Source organism: Labrys monachus (assembly GCF_030814655.1).
GTDB lineage: Bacteria > Pseudomonadota > Alphaproteobacteria > Rhizobiales > Labraceae > Labrys > Labrys monacha.
In genome coordinates this window covers 441,081-456,740 of record NZ_JAUSVK010000001.1, presented here as the reverse complement: position 1 = coordinate 456,740, position 15,660 = coordinate 441,081, and the positions used below count along the sequence as shown (strand labels likewise).

The 15,660-nt window shown below is 66.3% G+C and carries 13 protein-coding genes; 4 read left to right on the top strand and 9 right to left on the bottom strand.

Annotated features, from left to right (window positions below; translation table 11 throughout):
* The first annotated feature begins 56 nt into the window (after nucleotides 1-56).
* Both prfA and prmC read left to right on the top strand, forming a co-directional pair.
* Complete coding sequence (gene prfA / locus J3R73_RS02050) at nucleotides 57-1,136, top strand: peptide chain release factor 1 (RefSeq protein ID WP_307421923.1); 1,080 nt, start codon at nucleotides 57-59, stop codon at nucleotides 1,134-1,136.
* Nucleotides 1,137-1,293: 157 nt separating this feature from the next.
* The gene (gene prmC, locus J3R73_RS02045; protein WP_307421920.1) at nucleotides 1,294-2,148 is read left to right on the top strand and encodes a peptide chain release factor N(5)-glutamine methyltransferase; all 855 of its coding nucleotides are present in this window, start codon (nucleotides 1,294-1,296) and stop codon (nucleotides 2,146-2,148) included.
* Nucleotides 2,149-2,244: 96 nt separating this feature from the next.
* On the opposite strand, the gene J3R73_RS02040 is transcribed toward prmC, so the two are convergent.
* From J3R73_RS02040 to J3R73_RS02000, 9 genes are all read right to left on the bottom strand, one after another.
* On the bottom strand, nucleotides 2,245-2,832 hold the full coding sequence (locus J3R73_RS02040; protein WP_307421917.1) for a CarD family transcriptional regulator: 588 nt from the start codon (nucleotides 2,830-2,832) through the stop codon (nucleotides 2,245-2,247).
* A gap of 498 nt (nucleotides 2,833-3,330) precedes the next feature.
* Nucleotides 3,331-3,669, bottom strand: coding sequence for a ferredoxin FdxA (gene fdxA / locus J3R73_RS02035; protein ID WP_307421915.1), 339 nt, complete (start codon nucleotides 3,667-3,669; stop codon nucleotides 3,331-3,333).
* 136 nt (nucleotides 3,670-3,805) lie between these two features.
* Nucleotides 3,806-5,806 carry a CocE/NonD family hydrolase gene (locus J3R73_RS02030; RefSeq protein WP_307421913.1) on the bottom strand — a complete coding sequence of 667 codons (2,001 nt, stop codon included), beginning with the start codon at nucleotides 5,804-5,806 and terminating at the stop codon, nucleotides 3,806-3,808.
* 73 nt (nucleotides 5,807-5,879) lie between these two features.
* A complete protein-coding gene (locus J3R73_RS02025; protein ID WP_307421912.1) occupies nucleotides 5,880-7,553 on the bottom strand; it encodes an ABC transporter ATP-binding protein in 1,674 nt (557 codons plus the stop codon).
* Between the two features lie 9 nt (nucleotides 7,554-7,562).
* On the bottom strand, nucleotides 7,563-8,417 hold the full coding sequence (locus J3R73_RS02020) for an ABC transporter permease (RefSeq protein ID WP_307421910.1): 855 nt from the start codon (nucleotides 8,415-8,417) through the stop codon (nucleotides 7,563-7,565).
* A gap of 10 nt (nucleotides 8,418-8,427) precedes the next feature.
* Nucleotides 8,428-9,381: an ABC transporter permease gene (locus J3R73_RS02015; protein ID WP_307421908.1), complete on the bottom strand. Its 954-nt coding sequence runs from the start codon at nucleotides 9,379-9,381 to the stop codon at nucleotides 8,428-8,430.
* A 127-nt stretch (nucleotides 9,382-9,508) separates the two neighbouring features.
* On the bottom strand, nucleotides 9,509-11,074 hold the full coding sequence (locus tag J3R73_RS02010) for an ABC transporter substrate-binding protein (RefSeq protein ID WP_307421906.1): 1,566 nt from the start codon (nucleotides 11,072-11,074) through the stop codon (nucleotides 9,509-9,511).
* Nucleotides 11,075-11,445: 371 nt separating this feature from the next.
* Complete coding sequence (locus tag J3R73_RS02005) at nucleotides 11,446-12,780, bottom strand: ammonium transporter (protein WP_307421904.1); 1,335 nt, start codon at nucleotides 12,778-12,780, stop codon at nucleotides 11,446-11,448.
* 41 nt (nucleotides 12,781-12,821) lie between these two features.
* The gene (locus J3R73_RS02000) at nucleotides 12,822-13,160 is read right to left on the bottom strand and encodes a P-II family nitrogen regulator (protein ID WP_307421902.1); all 339 of its coding nucleotides are present in this window, start codon (nucleotides 13,158-13,160) and stop codon (nucleotides 12,822-12,824) included.
* Between the two features lie 322 nt (nucleotides 13,161-13,482).
* On the opposite strand from J3R73_RS02000, the gene J3R73_RS01995 reads away from it, so the two are divergent.
* Both J3R73_RS01995 and J3R73_RS01990 read left to right on the top strand, forming a co-directional pair.
* Nucleotides 13,483-14,112, top strand: coding sequence for a thermonuclease family protein (locus tag J3R73_RS01995; RefSeq protein ID WP_307421900.1), 630 nt, complete (start codon nucleotides 13,483-13,485; stop codon nucleotides 14,110-14,112).
* A gap of 32 nt (nucleotides 14,113-14,144) precedes the next feature.
* Nucleotides 14,145-15,605: a M48 family metalloprotease gene (locus J3R73_RS01990; RefSeq protein ID WP_307421897.1), complete on the top strand. Its 1,461-nt coding sequence runs from the start codon at nucleotides 14,145-14,147 to the stop codon at nucleotides 15,603-15,605.
* The last annotated feature ends 55 nt before the right edge of the window (nucleotides 15,606-15,660 follow it).

Below are 15,660 nucleotides of genomic sequence, written 5' to 3'. Positions count from 1 at the left end.
GCCGCGGCGCCAGGATGCGGACCGCACTCCGCTCTTTCATACGGATCCAGTTCGCCATGCTCCCTCTCGAACGCCTCGATGCCCTGCTCCGCCGCCGCGATTTCGTCGAGGCGCAACTCGCGTCCGGCCCGGACGCCGAGGTCTATGTGGCGCTGGCGCGCGAACTCGCCGAGCTCGATCCGGTCGCCGCCGTGATCCGGGAGTGGCAGGCGGCCCAGGAGGAGCTCAAGGGTGTCGAGGCGATGATCGCCGAGCCGGCGATGGCCGGCGAGATGGCGGAGATGGCGGAGCAGGAGCGAAAGACCCTCGTCCAGCGCGTCGCCGATCTCGAGACCTCGATCCGCCTCGCTCTGCTCCCGCGCGACGCGGCGGACGAGAAGTCGGCCATCCTCGAAGTGCGCGCCGGCACCGGCGGCGACGAGGCGGCCCTGTTCGCCGGCGATCTCCTGCGCATGTATATGCGCTATGCCGACCTGCAGGGATGGAAGACCGAGATCCTTTCGGAATCCGAGGGCACCATGGGCGGCTACAAGGAAGCCGCCATGGCGATCCGCGGCAAGGGCGTGTTCGCCAAGCTGAAATTCGAGTCGGGCGTGCATCGCGTGCAGCGCGTGCCGGTCACCGAGGCGGGCGGGCGCATCCATACGTCGGCGGCGACCGTCGCCGTGCTGCCGGAGGCGGAGGAAGTCGACATCGCCATCGACGAGAAGGACCTGAAGGTCGATGTCTTCCGCGCATCGGGCGCCGGCGGGCAGCACGTCAACACCACCGACAGCGCCGTGCGCATCACCCATCTGCCGACCGGCATCGCCGTCGCGGTCCAGCAGGAGCGCTCGCAGCACAAGAACCGCGCCCAGGCCATGGCCATGCTGCGCGCCCGGCTCTACGAGGCGGAACGGGAGCGCGTCGACAGCGCCAGGGCCGCGGACCGTCGCGACCAGATCGGCTCCGGCGACCGCTCCGAGCGCATCCGCACCTATAATTTCCCGCAGGGCCGGCTGACGGACCATCGCATCGGCCTGACGCTCTACAAGCTCGACCAGATCATCGCCGGCGATGCCCTCGGCGAGGTGATCGATGCGCTCGTCACCGAGAACCAGGCGCGCCTGCTGGCGGCGAACGAGGCGAGGGCGTGATCGCCCTGGGACCGCAGGCGTCTCCGCCTGCCCCTGGAAACACGGCCCCCGCCGAACCAGCCACGCGGGCCACCCCGCCGCACGCCCTTGGGGCGGCCGTCTCGTCCACGGAGAGGAAGAGCCGACGGGACATCCGCGCTCCCGGGAGCATGGCACGATGACGACCCTCGGCGCGCTCTATCGCCGGACGCTCGCCGCCTTGCGCGAGGCCGGCCTGCCCACGCCCGAGCTCGATGCGCGCTGGCTGGTGGCCGAAGCCGCCGGCGTCGAGGCGAGCCGCATCGTCCTCGATGGCGGCCGGGCGCTGGCGCCGGAAGCCGTGGCGAAGGCAGAGGGTTTCGTCGCCCGCCGGCTCGCCGGCGAGCCCGTCGATCGCATCCTCGGCACGCGCGATTTCTGGGGCCTCGCCTTCCGCCTCGCGCCGGCGACGCTGTCGCCGCGTCCCGACACCGAGACGCTGGTGGGCGCCTGCCTGGAGGCGCTGCCGGACAGGCAGGCCCCCTACCGCCTGCTCGATCTCGGCACCGGAACCGGCGCGATCCTCATTGCCCTCCTCGTCGAGAGGCCAGCGGCGACCGGCATCGGCATCGACAAGGCGGCGGAGGCCGTGGTGGCGGCGCGGGAGAATGCGAGGGCCAACGGCGTCGCGGACCGCGCCTGTTTCGCCGAGGGCGACTGGACGAACGGCCTCGACGGCCCGTTCGACCTCATCGTCTCCAATCCTCCCTATATTCCCGCCGCCGACATCGAAGGGCTCGACCGCGAAGTGCGCGAGCACGACCCCCGCCTTGCCCTCGACGGCGGCGAGGACGGCCTCGACGCCTATCGCGCCATCACGCGCGCCGCGCCCGCCCTGCTGGCGCCCGGCGGCATCCTCGCCCTCGAACTCGGCATCGGCCAGGAAGAGGCCGTCGCCGCCCTGATGCGGGCGGCGGGCCTGGCGATCCTCGCGCCGGCCCGCAAGGACCTGAGCGGTGTCGCCCGGGCCCTGCTGGGGCGCCGCCCCGGATGACGGCAGCCCGCATCGGGGCCGTCGCCGAAAATGCCCAAAATAAAAGCCCGGCCGGAAGGGATCCGGCCGGGCTTTCGAAACGATGAATGAAGGCGCTTACGCCGCTTCTTCTTCCGCAGCTTCCTCGAACTCGCCTTCCGCCTCGGCTTCCTTCGCGCCACCGCGCTTCGGACCCTTGGCGAGGTTGCCCTCGATCACCTTGACCGACTCGGCATCGCTCAGGTCGTCGACGGCGGCGAGTTCGCGCGCCATGCGGTCGAGCGCCGCTTCATAGAGCTGGCGTTCGGAATAGGACTGCTCGGGCTGCGCATCGGAGCGGTAGAGATCGCGCACGACCTCGGCAATCGCGATCAGATCGCCCGAATTGATCTTCGCTTCATATTCCTGGGCCCGGCGCGACCACATCGTCCGCTTGACGCGGGCACGCCCCTTGAGCGTCTCGAGCGCCTTGGCGACAATCGGCGCCTCCGACAATTTGCGCATGCCCACCGATACGATCTTCGTCGTCGGAACGCGCAACGTCATCTTGTCCTTCGCGAAGACGATCACGAACAGCTCGAGTTTGAAACCGGCTACTTCCTGCTCATCGATCGATACGATCTTGCCGACGCCGTGCGAAGGATACACGATGTGTTCGCCAGTCTTGAAGCCTTGCTTTGTGGACGTCTTCTTCGCTGTCGTCATGACGCTTCAACGCTCCTTATATGGTGACCTGACGCGCAATCTCAGGCCATGCCAATTGCGGTCGGACAGGACATCCGTTGCCGCGAACATCATTCGACATTGAAACCAGGCCAAAGCTCAAAAGCCACCGCGAGGATAGTCGAACTGAATGACGGTCAAAAAGTCCAAAGTGCCTGCCAGCGCTGACCACGCCGATAGACAGAGATCCCTTGTAGCTGAGCACAAAAAAATGGCCCCTGTGCGGAGCAGCGGCGGGGGTAACTTGGTCTCTCTCTAACCCATGGGAAAATTATATATATCAAAAACGGATAAAAATCAACGCTTTTGCAGACGCAAAGCCGCATTGCGGCGCGTGCGCACGATGTCGCGGATGACAGCGACAAGGTCGGGACCGGAGGTTCGCCGGCACGTCCCGGAGCCGGCGGCGATGCGTGCCTGCTTCCGGGGAAGACCTTCATGCCGGCCCGCCCGGGGCCGGCATTTCCCGGTGCCTTCAGCTCAGGCGTCGCCCTCGCCGGGCTCCGGCGACAACAGGTCGAGCTTGCCGGGCTTGCCGTCCCATTCCTTCGCATCGGCCGGGCCGTCGCGCTTGATGGTGATGTTCGGCCAGGACTTGGCGTATTGCGCGTTGACTTCGAGCCAGGCGTCCAGCCCCTTCTCGGTGTCCGCCTTGATCGCGTCGGCCGGACATTCCGGTTCGCAGACACCGCAATCGATGCATTCGTCGGGATGGATGACGAGCATGTTCTCGCCCTCGTAGAAGCAGTCCACCGGGCAGACTTCCACGCAGTCCATATATTTGCACTTGATGCAGTTTTCTGTGACCACATAGGTCATGAGCGGCAATTCCTGGCAGATTACGATTTTGCTTGATGTGCGTAGCCGAACTGGGCGGGCGGTTCAAGGCGCCCAAGCACAGTGCTGCCATTCCCCCTCGTATGGATTTCGCGAGGCCTTCTTCCGGAAGATGGGATCACAACAGGTCCCGCGCAAGGCTTTCCTCCCAGCGCCGCTCTGCCGCGAGAATGCCGTTGGCGAAGGCCTTGACTTCGCCCTCCAGGAAGAAAACGTCGGCTGAAGCGCGCATGGAGGTCGATATTTCCAGGCGGATGGCCCAATTCTCCCGTCCCATCTCGTATTCCTGCGTCAGGCGATAGCGCGCGCTGAGCGGATCGCTGCCCTTGACGGTCAATTCACGCCTCAGGCTGTGCGACAGCGTGGTGTCGATGTCGTCGAAGCGCAGCACCCCCTCGCCGAACAGCCCGCCCTCGCCATGGGTGACATAGGTCGCGGTGTCCGTGAGAAGGTCGAGCGTGTGGGTGCGCGTCATCCGGCCCAGGGCGACCTGGGTGACGGGAGCGCGTGCGGCGCTGCGAGGCGGCTCGAAGGTTACGGCGGGCTCGGCGGTGTCCATGGCCCGCACCGGCAGGTGCAGCCGGCCCGGGCAGCGCAGCGTCAGCGTCGCCACCTCCGGCGCCGGCCAGATCAGCGGCCAATAGGCGGTCGAGAACGCCAGGCGGACCTTGTGCCCGGGCGCGAAGGCATAGCCGCAATCGCTGAGCTTGAGCCCGATGTCGTAGAAGCGCCCCGGCACGAGCGCTTCGGGTTCGGCGTGGCTGTCGCGGTGGGTGAGGTTGAGCACCGCATAGGCGACGCGTCGCGACGAGCCGTCCGGGGCGACGTCGCAGAGCCGGACGCAGAGCTGGGCGAGCGGCTTGTCCGAGGAAAGCGCCACTTCGAGTTCGGCGCCGCCGAGCAGTTCGAGCCGCTCCGTGAGGGCGTCGCTGTCGAACACGCAGGAGAATGCGTCATCATGCCGCTGGTCGGCCGGCTCCTCGCCGGGAACCCCCGTCCCCATCCATTCGCCCGCCGCCGAGCCGGTCCAGGCCGGCGAGGAGAAGGCGATTTCTTCCGAGGATCCCGACTGCGCCAGCAGGGCGCCGGGCCCCAGATGGAAGGTCCGCGGACCGATCCGCGGCGAGGGCCAGACAGCCTCGCCGACGAAGCGGCCCGGCACGGGATCGCGATGGCCGGGCGGCGTCCACTCCTCGACGAAGGCGCGCAGCATCGGCTCGGCCATGATGCCGCGATCCTCGCCCTTCAGCCAATGGTCCCACCAGCGCACCGCCTCCTGCAGGAAGCCGATCGCGGGGCCGGGCACGCCGTCCTGCGGATAGATATGGGCCCAGGGTCCGATCAGGCCGAGCCGCGGCACGCCGAGCCCTTCGAGCATGCGCGGTATCGCATTGGTATAGGCGTCGCCCCAGCCGCCGACGGCGAACACCGGGCAGGCGATGGCCGAGAAATCCTCGCAGATCGAGCCATGGCGCCAATAGGCGTCCCGGCGCTGATGCGCCAGCCACAGAGCGGGAAAGAACGGCAGGTGTTCGAGGCGCCGGAGCCATTGCTCGTACCAGCCCTCTCCCACCAAGGCGGGATCGGCCGACCGCCCCTGATAGGCGAGCATGATGGCGCCCCACCACAGATTGTCGTTGAGGAGCGTGCCGCCCATGAAATGGATGTCGTCGGCGTAGCGGTCGTCGGTGGAGCAGACCGTGATGATCGCCTTCAGGGCCGGCGGGCGGAGGGCGGCGACCTGCAGGCAGTTGAAGCCGCCCCAGCTCTTGCCCATCATGCCGACCGACCCGGAGCACCAGGGCTGCGCCGCCAGCCAGGCGATCACCTCGCAGGCGTCGTCCAGCTCCCGCGGCAGATATTCGTCGTCCATCAGCCCGTCGGATTCGCCGCTGCCGCGCATGTCGACGCGGATGGCGGCATAGCCGTTCTCGGCGAACCAGCCATGCATCGGCTCGTCGCGGCCGCGGGTGCCGTCGCGCTTGCGGTAGGGGATATATTCCAGGATCGCCGGCACCGGACGGGCCTCGGCGTCGGCGGGAAGCCAGAGCCGCGCCGCCAGCCGCGTGCCGTCCGCGAGGGGAATGAAGAAATGCTCGAGGGTGCGCACGGCGCTCATGGTCAAATCCGGGAACGATGCAATGAATAGGTGATCGAACGGTGCGCGGGGCCGGCTCCAGGCGGCTCCGCCGTCAGAGGATCTTGCGCTCCTCGAGAATATGGTCGAGCCAATGCGTGTCCATCTCCGGCACGGAGCTGATCAGCTTCTCCGTATAGGGGTGGAAGGGCGGCGAGAAGATGTCGGCGGTGGCGCCCTGCGCGATGATCTCGCCCTTCAGCATCACGGCCGTGCGGTGGGCGATGCGACGCACCGTGCCGAGATCGTGGGTGATGAAGATATAGGCGAGGCCGAGCTCGTCCTGCAGCTTCTTGAGCAGCTTGAGCACCCCTTCGGCCACCAGCGGATCGAGCGCCGAGGTCGGTTCGTCGCAGATGATCACCTCCGGCTCGGCCGCGAGCGCCCGCGCGATGCATACGCGCTGCTTCTGGCCGCCGGAAAGCTGGCCGGGTCGGCGGTCGGCGAAATCCTCCGGCAGGCCGACGAGGCGCAGCAGTTCCAGCACCCGCTTGCGGATGTCCGCGCCCGAGCGGTTGAAGTAGAATTTCACCGGCCTGCCGATGATCTGCGCCAGGGTCTGGCGCGGATTGAGCGCCACGTCCGGCATCTGGTGCACCATCTGCAGCCGGCGCAGGATGTCCTTGCTGCGGCGGCCGAGAGCCGGCGCGAGGCTCTTGCCGTCCAGCGTGATGTCGCCTTCCCAGCGCGGCAGCAGCCCGACGATGATGCGGGCGATCGTGCTCTTGCCCGAGCCGGATTCGCCGACCACCGCCAGCGTCTCGCCCTTGGCGAGCACGAAGGATGCATCCTTGACCACCGCCACCGGCCCGTAACCGGCTGTGACCTTGGTCAGGCTGAGGACGGGACGGGCATCCCGCACCGGCTCGGTCAGCTGCAGATGCTCGGCGTCGCGCCGCTCGTTGACGAGGGCGCGGGCATAGTCGGTCCTGGGCTGTTCCAGGATCTGGCGGGCCTCGCCCACCTCCACCATCTTGCCGTGGCGCAGCACCATGATGCGATGGGCGATCTGCGCCACGACGGCGAGGTCGTGGGTGATGTAGAGGCCGGCCGTCCCGAATTCGCGGATGAGCTCGCGCAGCAGGGCGAGGACCTCGATCTGCGTGGTCACGTCGAGCGCCGTCGTCGGCTCGTCGAGCACGATGACGTCCGGCCGGCAGCTCATCGCCATCGCCGCCATCGCGCGCTGGAGCTGGCCGCCCGACACCTGATGCGGGTAGCGGCTGCCGATCGTATCGGGATTGGGCAGCTGCAGCGTGCGGAACAGCTTGCGCGCATAGGCTTCCGCTTCCGTCCGCGTCATCACGCCGTGGATCACCGGCGCCTCGCAGACCTGGTCCATCAGGGTCATCGACGGGTTGAACGACGCGGCGGCGCTCTGGGCGATATAGGCGATGCTCTTGCCGCGGATCACCCGGCGCTGCGCCGCGGTCGAGGCGCGCAGCTCCTTGCCGTCGAGCATGATGGTGCCGCCGGTGATGCGCATGCCGGCACGGGCATAGGCCATCGACGCCAGGCCGATGGTGGACTTGCCCGCCCCGGACTCGCCGATCAGCCCCAGAATCTCGCCTGGCCGCAGGGTGACGTCGACATTGTCGACGAGAACGCGGCCGGTGATGGTTTCGACCCGCAGCTGTTCGAGCTGGAGGATGAAATCGTCCTTGCCCGCCCCGCTTGGCCCCGGAGCCTTCGGAGAGGGGTGGTTCTGGTCCGTATTTGTCTGGTCCATGTCAGCTCCCTACAGTTCGGCCTGCGCGCCGGAGGGGCGGGCATCGATGGACAGGAACCAGTCGACCACGAGATTGATGCCGACGGTCAGAAGGGCGATCGCAGCGGCGGGATAGAGTGCCGAAGCCGAGAACATCGACGGAACCGACTGATGCAGCGCCAGGCTCTGCATGTCGTCGCGCACCATGCCGCCCCAATCGGACAAAGGCAGCGGCACGCCGAGGCCGAGGAAGCTCAGGGCCGCGATGAGCAGGAAGTTGAAGCAGAAGCGCAGCCCGAATTCCGACAGCAGGGGCGCCATGGCGTTGGGCAGGATTTCGCGCCGCACCACCCACCAGAGCCCCTCGCCGCGCAGCCGCGCCACCTCCACGAAATCGAGTGCGGCCAGGTTCATGCCCAGCGCACGGGCCAGGCGGAACACGCGCGTCGAATCGAGGAAGGCCAGGGTCAGGACCAGCGACGTGAGCGACTGGCCGAAAATACCGAGGATGATCAGCGCCCAGATCAGCGAGGGAATGGAGAGGACGATGTCGACCAGGCGGGAAAGGACGACGTCGATCCACCGGCCCGTCACCGCGGCGATCAGGCCCAGCGTGATGCCGATGGCGAAGGACAGGAGAGTGGTGACGAGGGCGATGCCGATCGTCAGGCGTGCGCCGTAGACCAGCCGGGTCAGGATGTCCCGGCCGATCCTGTCCGTGCCCAGCCAACTCGTCGCCGAGATGCCCTGGAACATCTTGCCGACGATCTGGGTGTCGGAATAACGCATCAGCGACGGGCCGATGAGCGCCACCAGGATGTTGAGCAGGATGATGCCGAGGCCGATGACGGCCGTGGGGGGCGCTTTGTGTCCGAAGATTCTCATGCCGCCCTCATTACCGTGGATGCCGCAGGCGCGGGTTGAGGATGATCGCCAAGACGTCGGCGATGGTGTTCAGGATGATGAAGATCGCGGCGAAGAGCAGGCCGCAGGCCAGGATGACCGGGATGTCGCGCTTGCTGACCGCGTCGATCATGTATTGGCCGACGCCCGGATAGGTGAACACCTTCTCGACGAGCACGACGCCCACCACCAGATAGGCGATGTTCAGCGCCACCACCGAAATGATCGGGGAAGCGGCGTTCGGCAGGGCATGGCGGGCGACGACGCGGCTGCGCTTCACGCCCTTCAGGAAGGCCATTTCGATATAGGGCGTCGACATGATCGACAGCACGGAGTTGCGCGTCATGCGCATCATATGCGCGCAGACCAGGCACGTCATGGCGACGGCGGGCAGGAACGTCGCGAACACCCGTGCCCAGAAGCCCATGTCCGCGGTGACGTTGCTGGCGGTCGGGGGGAACCACATGCCCTTGCCGGTGAAGAGCAGGATGAGCACGCCGCCGACGAAGAATTCCGGCATGGAGATGGCGATGAGCGCGCCGATATTCGCGGCCCGGTCGGACAGGCGCCCCTCGGTGATCGCGCAGGTGACGCCGGTGACGATCGCCAGCGGAACGGAAAGCAGCGTGGCGAAGGAGGCCAGCCACATCGTATTCTTGAAGCGCGGCCACAGGTCGTCGACGATGACGCGCTGGTTGGTATAGGACTTGCCGAAGTCGAAATGGACCAGCACGTTCCACAGCCAGGACAGGTAGCGCGTCAGGGGCGGCAGGTCGAGGCCGACGTCGTGCCGATAGGCAGCCACCGTCGCCGGCGTGGCCGACTGGCCGAGCACCGCCGTCGCCGCGTCGCCCGGCAGCGCCAGTGTCAGCAGGAATATGATCACGGAAATGGCGAAGAGCGTCACCACTCCCTGGAAGATGCGCCAAGCAATGAGACGTGCCACGACGGCGTCCTTTCCAACGGAAATTAAGGAGGCGCACGCACGGCGCAGCCCCCCGCGCGTGCCTCGGCCTTCGGCGTCTTGAAAGGAAGAAGGGGCGAGCCCGATGCGGCTCGCCCCTTCTGGTCCGTCAGGCGAACCAGCCCTTTTCCGCGATGCGCTGATCGCACATGTCGTAGCGGGCGTGGGGCGCGGTACCCATCACCTTCTTGGAATAGCCGTCGAGATAGTCGCCGACCGCGTAGCAGACCATGCCGCCGTCGTCGTGGATCATCTTCTGGCACTCGGCATACATCTGCATGCGCTTGGGCTCGTCGGCCTCGACGCGGGCGGCCGTCAGCACCTTGTCGAACTCCGGACGCTTCCAATGCGTGTCGTTCCAGTTGGCGGTCGACAGGAAGGTCTGCGACAGCTGGAGATCGACGTTCGGCCGGCCGCCCCAGTAGACGGCGCAGAAGGGCTCCTTCAGCCAGATGTTGGACCAGTAGCCGTCGCCGGACACGCGGGTGACGGTGAGGTCGATGCCGGCCTGCTTCATGGCTTCCTGGTAGAGAACGCCGGCATCGGTCGCGCCGCTATAGGCGCCTTCCGACACTTTCAGCTCCAGCTTCGGGCTGCCGGCCTTCTTGTAGTAGGACAGCGCCTTGTCCGGGTCGTACAGCGTCTGCGGCACGTCCTTGGCATAGTATTTGTTGGACGGCGAGATGGTGGTGTCGTTGCCGATGGTGGCGTAGCCCTGATAGATGGTGTCGACGATCTTCTTGCGGTCGATGCCGTATTTCAGCGCCCAGCGCAGGTCGGCGTTGGTGTAGGGGTCGGTGTCGCACAGCGCCACGAAGGCGAAGCGGTTGCCGGTGCCCTTGCTCTGCACGACGCTGGTATCGGCGGAGGCCGTGAGGATCTCGACGGTCTTGGGATCGAGGCGGTTGATGGCGTCGACCTGGCCCGCCAGCAGCGCCTGGAGACGCGCCGTCGCATCCGGAATGTATTGAAGTTCGATCGAGTCGAAATTGCCGCGGCCGGGCTTCCAGTAATTGCCCGTGTTCTTGGTCAGCACGCGCACGCCGGGCTCGAAGCTCACCAGCTTGAAAGCGCCGGTGCCGTCGGGCTTGGAGAAGTCGGTGAAGCCGTTCGGCACGCACAGGACGTGATAGTCGGAGAGATTGTAGGGAAGGTCGATATTGCCGTCGCTCAGCGTGATCTGGATCTGCGTCGGGCTGAGCTTCTTGACGTCGGTGATGGAGCTGAGGAGATCCTTCGCCGCCGATTTGGTGTCGCCGCGGTGGAGATTGATCGAATAGATCACGTCGTCGGCGTCGAGCGTCTTGCCGGAATGGAAGGTCACGCCCTTGCGGACATTGAAGATCCACTCCTTGGCGCCGGGCTTGGCTTCCCAGCTTTCCAGCAGCTCGCCGGTCGCATTGCCCGCCGCATCGATTTCGACGAGACCGTTCCAGATCTGGTAGCCGAAGGAGATCGGGACGGAATCGGCATAGGTGCGCGGATCGAGGCTGTCCGAAGCCGAGCCGCCTTCCATGCCCAGGCGCAGCGTGCCGCCCTTCTTGGGCGCGTCCGCTGCCGATGCCACTCCTCCCAGAGCGCCGAAGCTCAACCCGAGCGCCGCGGCGCCCAACATCAATTCGCGCCGGTCGAGGATCAGCCCCGAACCACGCTCCGTAAAGCTCTTACCCTTCATAGTCACTTTTCCCTGCGGCTCGCCTGAATGAAAATCCGCGCCCGTTACCCGGGCGTTCAACGTGCGCACTATCGTGTCTTGCATTGGGGCGTGCAAGAGACTTGCAAACGACATCAAATGACAGCAGGGCGACGTCCCCTCGTTTTCATCGTCCGGAAACGCCGCGCGACCCGTCGCTTTGACTGGCCGGTAAAGCTTTTTCCGTTGAAATTCACCATCTTGCCGGTCTTTCCGCCGGGCAAGCCGGCATCCCGCGCTTGATGTGTTGCGACACCCGGAGGCGTATCCCGCCCGCCGCCTCGGTGGCATTTCCAAAAAGAAGAGGGCGCTTCGCTCCGAAGCGCCCTCTCGTTGTTTCAAGCGTGCAGCCTTCAGCCGTGGACGGTCTCACCGTGAAGGTTGATGTCGAGACCTTCGACTTCCACTTCCTTGCTCACCCGCAGGCCGATGGTGAAGTCGATGGCCTTGAGGATGATGAAGGTGACGATGGCGCAATAGACGAAGGTGTAGACGACGCCGATCGCCTGGATGCCGATCTGCCCGAAATTGCCGTCCATCAGCCAGCCCTTGCCGGCGGAATTGATCGCGTTGGACGCGAACACGCCCGTCAGGATGGCACCGAGCGCACCGCCGACGCCATGGACGCCCCAGGCGTCGAGCGCGTCGTCATAGCCGAAGCCGCGCTTCATCCACACTGCCGAGAAGTAGCAGACGATGCCGGCCAGGACGCCGATGCAGAGCGCGCCGGTCGGGTCGACGAAGCCGGAAGCCGGCGTGATCGCCACGAGGCCGGCGACGGCGCCCGAGATCATGCCGAGGATCGAGGGCTTCTTGGCCACGATCCATTCGATGAACATCCAGGCGAGCGACGCGGCGGCGGTGGCGATCTGGGTCGCGGCCATGGCCATGCCGGCATTGACGTTCGAGGTAACGGCGGAGCCGGCGTTGAAGCCGAACCAGCCCACCCACAGCAGCGAAGCGCCGATGAGGCTGAGGACGAGGTTGTGCGGCGCCATGTTCTCGGTGCCGTAGCCGACGCGCTTGCCGATGACGAGGCAGCTCACGAGGGCCGCCGTACCGGCGTTCAGATGCACGACGGTGCCGCCGGCATAGTCGAGCACGCCGTCGCCGCCGAGCAGGCCGCCGCCCCAGACCCAATGCGCGATCGGGCAGTAGACGAAGATCAGCCACAGGCCCATGAACCACAGGAAGGCGGAGAACTTCATGCGATCGGCGAAGGCGCCTGCGATCAGGGCCGGCGTGATGATCGCGAAGGTCATCTGGAAGCACATATAGACCGATTCAGGAATCGTCGGCGCCAGCGCGCTGGTGACGTTCACACCCATCGGGCGCAGCAGGGCGTAGCTGAAGCCGCCGAAATAGGCCTGGTGCGAACCGCCGTCCGTGAAGGCGAGGCTGTAGCCGATGACCATCCACAGCACGGTGATCAGGGCCGTGCAGGCGAAGCTCTGGCCCAGCGTCGCCAGGACGTTCTTCCCACGGACCATGCCGCCATAGAAGAGCGCGAGGCCGGGAATCGTCATCATCAGGACGAGCGCGGTGGAAGTCAGCATCCAGGCGGTGTCGCCAGTATCGATCTTCGGCGCAGCCGGCGCGGCCGCTGTCTGGGCGAGAGCCGGCATCGCCAGCAATGCAGCAGCGATGAAGGCGGGCACCGCATATTTGAGGGAACGGGAAAGGGCCATTGAGCGAAGTTCCTGTTTCGTAATTATTATCTGGAATCTGTTCAGAGCGCGTCGCCGTCGCGCTCGCCGGTGCGGATGCGGACAGCCGTCTCGATCGGCGTGACGAAGATCTTTCCGTCGCCGATCTGGCCGGTCTTGGCGGCGGCGGTGATCGCGTCGATCACCTTGCTCACCAGTTCGCTGGCGACCGCGACTTCGATCTTCAGTTTCGGCAGGAAGCTCACGGCATATTCGGCGCCGCGATAGATCTCGGTATGTCCCTTCTGCCGGCCATAACCCTTCACCTCGGTCACTGTCAGGCCATGCACGCCCAAGGCGGTGAGCGCGTCGCGCACTTCCTCGAGCTTGAACGGCTTGATGACGGCCATCACTATCTTCATGCTGTATTTCCCCCATCGGGCCCGACGAACCGGCCCCGGACACTGGCTTTACCGCAACAGGCGCTTCTCGAGAGAGGGCGTTCCTGCGGCCTGCTCCTCTCCTTTCAAGGGGCGTGCCAATCTCGAGCCCATAGGCTAAGATTATGATGAGCAAGGAAAAAATCGCCGTTTGCCACTTTCGGAATCATCGATGCGCGCTCGTTCTGCCAAAAAAATAGGCATCCAGGCCATTGTTACAGCACTCGCGCTCTCGAGTTGCCGGGCTCTGGCGGATCCTTGTGCAGTTACGGCGGGGATGGGCGAGAGTGTGACGATTTCAGGCATGAGGGACGACAATCGCCTCACGCTCGCCGATGGCCGCGTGGTCCAGATCGCCGGTCTCGATCTGGCGTCCCTGCGCCTGCCGGCGCTCGCCGGCCGAGACGCCATCCTGCTGTCGGCCGCCCCGCCCGATCGGCACGGGGCCCTGCATGCGGGCCTTTATGTGGAGGGAGAGGATCTCGCCCTCGTCCTGGCCTCGCAGGGAAGGGCCCGCATCCGGCCGATTCCGGGCGAAGAGGCCTGTTACGGACAATTAATGACTGCGGAAGAAAATGCACGAAAAGCCCGTCTTGGCCTCTGGGCCGATCCGGGCTATGCAATCGCAGATGCGAACGCTTCCGAATCTGTTGCTCGCCAAGCGGATGGCTTCGCCATTTTGAGAGGTCGCATTCAGCATATCGGTATGACCAAGACGACGGTATGGATCGATTTTGGAAGGGTGTGGCGCGAGGATGTGACGCTTGCGGTGCCCCGCAAGCAATGGTCGCGCTTCGAGGCAGCCGGGCTTGGCCAGGCTGCGCTGACGGGAAGCGTCGTCCGCGCGCGGGGCGTCGTCACCATGCGTGACGGGCCGCGCATCGATATTACCGAGCCGGCGGCGATCGAACGCATTGCGCCGGGAAGCGATTGAGTGGGCGAGGCGCAAGCAGGATGCGGGTCCGTATGTCGAAAGGTGGGGTCTGGCTGAGGCTCGGCGTGCTGATGGTCGGGCTCGGCCTGTCGTCCTGCGCCTCGGTCGGCGACAACGACCCTCTTCCGTCTCCGTCCGTCAAGGCCACGCCGGTCTCCCTGCCGGTGGGAGCGCCGCGCGTCATCGCGCCGCCCACGGCGGACGACCGCGAAAGCGACCGGCTGCTGGCCGCCTATGGCGGGGCTTATCGCAACGCCGGCCTCGACCGCTATCTCGACGACCTCGTCCAGCGCCTTGCGGCCCAGTCCGACAGGCCGGACATCCCCTATCGCCTCACCGTGCTGAACGCCTCCTCGATCAATGCTTTCGCCCTGCCGTCGGGGCGGCTCTACGTCACCCGCGGCCTTCTGGCGCTCGCCAATGACGACGCCGAGATCGCGGCCGTCGTCGCCCATGAGATGGCGCATGTCTCGGCCCGGCACGCCCTCGCCCGCGCCAATCTCGAGCGTAAGTCGCAGCTCGTCTCCAGCGTGATGACCGACGTGCTGCACAATACGGCGGGCGCCTCGGCCAGCGAGCAGCGCGCGCAGATCAGCCTCGCGAGCTTCTCGCGCCAGCAGGAACTCGACGCCGACCAGATCGGCATCCGCACCATCGCCAAGGCCGGCTTCGATCCCTACGGCGCGGTCCGCTTCCTGACGTCCATGCGCCGGCAGGTGGAAGCGCGCACTCGTCCGGCCACGCCCGACTTCCTCAGCACCCATCCTTCGACGCCCGAGCGCATCGACAAGGCGAACCAGGAGGCGCAGGCCTTCGGGCCGCCCGGGGCGGGCGAGCACGACAGATACCGCTATTTGTCGGTCATCGACGGCCTGACCTATGGCGAGGATCCGGGCCAGGGCTATACGCAGGGGCGCATCTTCTGGCAGCCCCGCCTGGGCTTCACCTTCACCGCGCCGGCCAACTTCACGCTCGACAACACGCCCCAGGCGATTCTCGGCATAGACGGCAACGGCCGGGCCCTGCGCCTCGACACGGTCAAGCCCAAGGAGGGCCAGTCGCTTTCGGCCTATCTGGGCTCGGGCTGGATCACCGGCGTCGACACCGGCTCCATCACCACCGTGACCATCAACGGCAGCGAGGCGGCCACCGGCCTGGCCCGCGGCCAGGACTGGAGCTTCCGCCTCTACGCCATCCGCTTCGACGGCGACGTCTATCGCCTCATCCTCGCGGCGAGGACCCTCGATGCCCCCACGGACGCGCTGTTCCAGGAGACGGCGAACTCTTTCCGGCGCATGACGGCGGAGGAGCAGCGCAACGTCCACCCCGAACATATCGACATCGTCACCGTGCGGGCGGGCGACACGCTGCAGTCGCTCTCGTCCCGCATGGTCGAGCCGCAGGACCAGCTCGACCATTTCCTCGTGCTCAACGGCCTCGACGCCGGGGCGCAGCTCAAGCCGGGCGACCGGGTGAAGATCGTCTCGCAATAGGAAGGCGGCCGGCGCGCCCGTCCGGCCCGCGGCCGGCGGTGCTCAGGCCTCGATC

Bases quoted from the DNA above. Each gene is read 5' to 3' on its own strand.
- J3R73_RS02040 (WP_307421917.1), bottom strand. From the start codon at position 2,832: ATGACGACAGCGAAGAAGACGTCCACAAAGCAAGGCTTCAAGACTGGC.
- J3R73_RS02005 (WP_307421904.1), bottom strand. From the start codon at position 12,780: ATGGCCCTTTCCCGTTCCCTCAAATATGCGGTGCCCGCCTTCATCGCT.
- prmC (WP_307421920.1), top strand. From the start codon at position 1,294: ATGACGACCCTCGGCGCGCTCTATCGCCGGACGCTCGCCGCCTTGCGC.
- J3R73_RS01990 (WP_307421897.1), top strand. From the start codon at position 14,145: ATGTCGAAAGGTGGGGTCTGGCTGAGGCTCGGCGTGCTGATGGTCGGG.
- J3R73_RS01995 (WP_307421900.1), top strand. From the start codon at position 13,483: ATGAGGGACGACAATCGCCTCACGCTCGCCGATGGCCGCGTGGTCCAG.
- J3R73_RS02030 (WP_307421913.1), bottom strand. From the start codon at position 5,806: ATGAGCGCCGTGCGCACCCTCGAGCATTTCTTCATTCCCCTCGCGGAC.
- J3R73_RS02000 (WP_307421902.1), bottom strand. From the start codon at position 13,160: ATGAAGATAGTGATGGCCGTCATCAAGCCGTTCAAGCTCGAGGAAGTG.
- J3R73_RS02020 (WP_307421910.1), bottom strand. From the start codon at position 8,417: ATGAGAATCTTCGGACACAAAGCGCCCCCCACGGCCGTCATCGGCCTC.
- prfA (WP_307421923.1), top strand. From the start codon at position 57: ATGCTCCCTCTCGAACGCCTCGATGCCCTGCTCCGCCGCCGCGATTTC.
- fdxA (WP_307421915.1), bottom strand. From the start codon at position 3,669: ATGACCTATGTGGTCACAGAAAACTGCATCAAGTGCAAATATATGGAC.
- J3R73_RS02025 (WP_307421912.1), bottom strand. From the start codon at position 7,553: ATGGACCAGACAAATACGGACCAGAACCACCCCTCTCCGAAGGCTCCG.
- J3R73_RS02010 (WP_307421906.1), bottom strand. From the start codon at position 11,074: ATGAAGGGTAAGAGCTTTACGGAGCGTGGTTCGGGGCTGATCCTCGAC.